The organism is Rhodoferax sp. (genome assembly GCF_028689295.1).
In the GTDB taxonomy this organism is placed as follows: domain Bacteria; phylum Pseudomonadota; class Gammaproteobacteria; order Burkholderiales; family Burkholderiaceae_C; genus Rhodoferax.
Genome location: NZ_JAQTWL010000052.1, coordinates 1 through 4,574 on the forward strand (window position 1 = coordinate 1; position 4,574 = coordinate 4,574).

Below are 4,574 nucleotides of genomic sequence, written 5' to 3' on the forward strand. Positions count from 1 at the left end.
GTTTCTAAATAAGAGGAGTTCCGTCAATGGACGCAGGTACAACCATCTTTAATCCAATAGCAGCTATCCTAACCCAGCGCATTGGCGTGCCGCGAGAGATTTTCCCAGGTGAAAAGCGCGTGGCCACGGTGCCTGAGGCAGTGGAAAAGCTGATCAAACTGGGCTTCTCCGTCGCTGTTGAGTCGGGTGCGGGCGATGCGGCCAATTGTTCTGATGACACTTACCGGGCCGCAGGCGCCACGGTGGCCGAATCCGCCGCTGCCTTGTGGTCCGGCTCCGACATCGTGTTCAAGGTGCGCCCCCCGTCTGCCGACGAAGTCGCGCAGATGCGCGCCGGGCAAGTGCTGATCGGCTTCATCTGGCCGGCGCAAAACCCTGACTTGATGCAGCAACTTAGCGCCAAGAAGGTCACCGTGCTGGCCATCGATGCGCTGCCGCGCATGCTCAGCCGGGCCCAGAAAATGGACGCCCTGACCTCGCAGGCCGGCGTGGCCGGTTACCGTGCCGTCATCGAGGCCGCCAATGCCTTTGGCCGCTTTTTCAATGGCCAGATCACGGCCGCGGGCAAGGTGCCTCCAGCCAAGGTCTTCATCGCCGGTGCGGGTGTGGCCGGTCTGGCCGCCATTGGTACCGCTGCTGGCCTGGGCGCCATCGTGCGTGCCAACGACACCCGGGCCGAAGTGGCTGACCAGGTGGTGTCACTGGGCGGTGAATTCGTCAAGGTGGACTACGAGGAAGAGGGCTCAGGCGGCGGCGGTTACGCCAAGGTCATGAGCGAGGGTTTCCAGCAAGCCCAGCGCGCCATGTACGCCAAGCAGGCCCGCGAAGTCGACATCATCATCACCACTGCGCTGATCCCCGGCAAGCCGGCGCCCAAGCTGATCACCGCCGAGATGGTCAAGAGCATGAAGCCGGGCAGCGTGATCGTCGACATGGCGGCCGAGCAGGGCGGCAACTGCGAACTGACCGAGCCCGGCCAGACCGTGGTGAAGCACGGCGTCACCATCGTCGGCTACACCGACCTGGTCAGCCGCCTGGCCAAGCAGTCGTCAACGCTGTACGCCAGCAACCTGTTCCGTCTTGCCGAGGAACTGTGCAAGACCAAGGACGGTATTGTCGACGTCAACATGGAGGACGACGCCATCCGCGGCCTGACGGTCATCAAGAACGGCGAAGTCACCTGGCCGCCACCGGCGCCCAAGCTGCCGGCTGCTCCCGCCGCGGCCGCCAAACCGGCGGCTGCACCCGCGGCCAAGAAATCCCACGGCCATGGTGGGGGCGACAGCGAGCCGATGGCGGGCAGCAAGCTGGCCATCCTTTTCGGTGTGGCGGCTGTGCTGTTCTGGTTGATTGGCTCAAGCGCTCCCAAGGAGTTCCTGTCGCATTTTACGGTGTTCGTGCTGGCGTGTTTCGTCGGCTACATGGTGGTCTGGAACGTCAAGCCGGCATTACACACACCGCTCATGAGTGTGACCAACGCGATCAGCAGCATCATTGCCATCGGCGCCCTGGTGCAGGTGTCGCCGTGGGCCGCCGGGGCGGTTGATCGACCCAACGACTTGATCAGTTGGGTGGCCGCCGCCGCGATCGTCCTCACGGCCATCAATATGTTCGGCGGCTTTGCCGTCACCCAGCGCATGCTGGCCATGTTCCGTAAATAAGAAAAAGGAGCCAAGAGCATGTCTTCAAATTTGGCCACGGTTGCATACATCGGCGCAACCATCCTGTTTATCCTGAGCCTGGGCGGTCTGTCCAACCAGCAAACCGCCTTACGCGGCAACCTCTACGGCATGATCGGCATGACGCTGGCGGTGCTGGCGACGGTCTTTGGCCCGCAGGTGACCTGGGCGGGGATCCCCTGGATCCTTGGCGCGATGCTGGTGGGCGGCTCAATCGGTCTGTACGCCGCGCGCACGGTCCAGATGACGCAAATGCCCGAGCTGGTGGCCTTGATGCACAGCATGGTGGGTCTGGCGGCGATGTTGGTCGGGATTGTCACCTTCATCGACCCGACCGCGTCCTTCCATTGGGTCGATGGCAAAAGCATTCCCCTGTCTTCTGCCGAAGAGTCTATCCACAAGATCGAAATCTACATCGGTATCCTGATTGGTGCGGTCACTTTTTCAGGCTCTATCGTGGCGTTTGGCAAGCTCTCCGGCCGCATCGGCGGCAACCCGCTGCTGTTGCCAGGTCGCCATTGGCTGAACCTGGTCGGTCTGCTGGTGGTGATTTATTTCGGTCGCGCGTTCATCAACGCTCACTCCATTGCTGATGGCATGCTGCCCTTGATCGTGATGACCGTGATCGCCTTGCTGTTTGGTATTCACATGGTGATGGCCATTGGGGGTGCCGACATGCCGGTGGTGGTGTCCATGCTCAACAGCTACTCCGGCTGGGCTGCGGCTGCGACGGGTTTCATGTTGTCCAACGACCTGCTCATCGTGACCGGTGCCCTGGTCGGCTCCAGCGGCGCGATCCTGTCCTACATCATGTGCAAGGCGATGGCGCGCAGTTTCATCAGCGTGATTGCGGGCGGCTTTGGCACGGCCAGTGCCGCGCCGAAACCGGCGGGTGGCGCCGCACAACCCGCCGGCGAGGTGGCGCCGGTCAGCGCCACCGAGACCGCCGAGTTGCTGCGCGAAGCCAAAAGCGTGGTCATTGTTCCGGGTTATGGCATGGCGGTGGCGCAGGCCCAGCACACGGTGTTCGAGATCACCAAGCACCTGCGTGAAAAAGGCGTCAATGTGCGCTTTGGCATCCATCCGGTGGCGGGGCGCATGCCAGGTCACATGAACGTGTTGCTGGCCGAGGCCAAGGTGCCCTATGACATCGTGTTCGAGATGGACGAGCTCAACGACGACTTCCCCAAGACCGACGTGGTGATGGTGATCGGCGCCAATGACATCGTCAACCCGGGTGCCCAGGACGACCCGAGCAGCCCGATTGCCGGCATGCCTGTGCTCGAAGTCTGGAAAGCCAAAACCTCGATTGTCATGAAGCGCAGCATGGCCTCTGGTTATGCCGGCGTGGATAACCCGCTGTTTTACAAAGACAACAACCGCATGCTGTTTGGCGATGCCAAGAAGATGCTCGATGAAGTGCTGACGGCCTTGAAGGCCTGATCTTCCTAAGAAAAACCAACCCTCCTGTCAATTGGGGTGGGTATCAACATACTTAGAACTTATCCGTAAATAATATTTATGTCCAGTTTGATTTTTCTGAACGCCATGATGGATGCCGCCAAGTGGTTTAGTGCCAAGAAGTTGCGATCAAGTTTCTCATATTGCACCAGGAGCTTTCGGAATCGATTGAACCAACTGTGCGCAACTTCGACAATCCAGCGCCTGGCTTTTTTCTCAGGGTCACGTTTGAGTTCGCTGGCCTCTTGCCCTCTGCCCTTGACGTGAGGAATGTAGCCATGTTCCTCAATGACTTTCAGAGCCGGTGCGCCGGTGTAGCCCGCGTCGGCACACAAATGTTTGTGTCGCCTCCGCGGTGGATTGGGTCGTTCGACTTTGATGCCATCGAGCAAGGCCTCAATTTGAGAAACATCATGCCGGTTTGCTCCGGTCACGACGAGGGACAACGGGACGCCACGACCGTCCACCAGCAAATGGCGTTTGCTCCCATTTTTTTCTCCGATCCGTTGGGTTGGGTCCAACACTCGATTGAGCCAGCGGCGCTTTCATCATCGTCCCGTCAATGCTTTGCCATCGCCAAGCGATACCTTCAAAGTCATCGTATTCAGCCAGCCCGGCCTTTCAAAGGGCTTCAAAGACTCCAGCCTTCTCCCACTCAAGGAATCGGGCATGGATCGCACTGGCGCTGCCGAAACGCTCTGCCGGGAGTGTTTTCCACTGGAAGCCTGTTCTCAAAACATAGACGATGCCAAATACAAGCCGCGGATCTTTGGGCTTGCGCCCACCACCGGCTTTGCGCGCATAGGCCTGATCCGTCAAGCGTTGGCGTATCGGGATTAGCGGCTCTACGCGCTTCCAAAACTCATCGGTGACTCTCCATGATTTCGCCTTCGACATCTTTACTCCACACGCGGTCGTTGCGTATGGAGAGTTACTATTTTATTTACGGATAAGCTCTTAATCGTTGAAAGAAAATCTCTTGCCTAGCTGCACTAACCCAACGACGCCAAGTCATGTGCTCGCTTGAGCAGTACCATCACGAAGCAACCCCACGCCTTCATGGCGCGGGCAATTTCCGCAGCCTGCGTGGCATGCCTGCCGCCAATGGAGCCCGAATTGGCAGTCATGCGTTGCTACGCAGCGACCATCTTGTCAACCTGACGGAATGTGACTGGAATACCTTGGGCGAGTTGGGCCTGCAAACGATTTGCGACCTGCGCGGCCCGGAAGAGCGCATCAGAGCACCTACTTCCGTGCCGTCTCACTTGAACGTGCGAACGGTGAACTTCGACATACAGAACGACGTGCGCAACAACCCCAAGCTGGTACGCAGTTTAGCGGACTCCCCGACGCCAAACGGAGCGCACGAGTTGATGCTGCGTATTTACCGCAACTTCCCTGCTGCATTCGCACCTTGGTTGTCAGACTGGTTCG

3 protein-coding genes and 1 pseudogene are annotated in these 4,574 nt (G+C 59.3%); 3 read left to right on the forward strand and 1 reads right to left on the reverse strand.

All coding sequences use genetic code 11. The features are described 5' to 3' along the window. Positions 1 to 26: 26 nt before the first annotated feature. The gene (locus tag PHF15_RS16525) at positions 27 to 1,661 is read left to right on the forward strand and encodes a Re/Si-specific NAD(P)(+) transhydrogenase subunit alpha (protein WP_300122923.1); all 1,635 of its coding nucleotides are present in this window, start codon (positions 27 to 29) and stop codon (positions 1,659 to 1,661) included. An 18-nt stretch (positions 1,662 to 1,679) separates the two neighbouring features. Then, on the forward strand, positions 1,680 to 3,122 hold the full coding sequence (pntB, locus tag PHF15_RS16530; RefSeq protein WP_300122925.1) for a Re/Si-specific NAD(P)(+) transhydrogenase subunit beta: 1,443 nt from the start codon (positions 1,680 to 1,682) through the stop codon (positions 3,120 to 3,122). Between the two features lie 59 nt (positions 3,123 to 3,181). On the opposite strand, the pseudogene PHF15_RS16535 reads toward pntB, so the two are convergent. Next, positions 3,182 to 4,037: pseudogene (locus tag PHF15_RS16535) on the reverse strand (IS5 family transposase). Between the two features lie 116 nt (positions 4,038 to 4,153). Here PHF15_RS16535 and PHF15_RS16540 point away from each other — a divergent pair. Further along, positions 4,154 to 4,574, forward strand: a 421-nt coding sequence (locus tag PHF15_RS16540; protein WP_300122927.1) for a tyrosine-protein phosphatase, incomplete at its 3' end; no start/stop codon positions are given.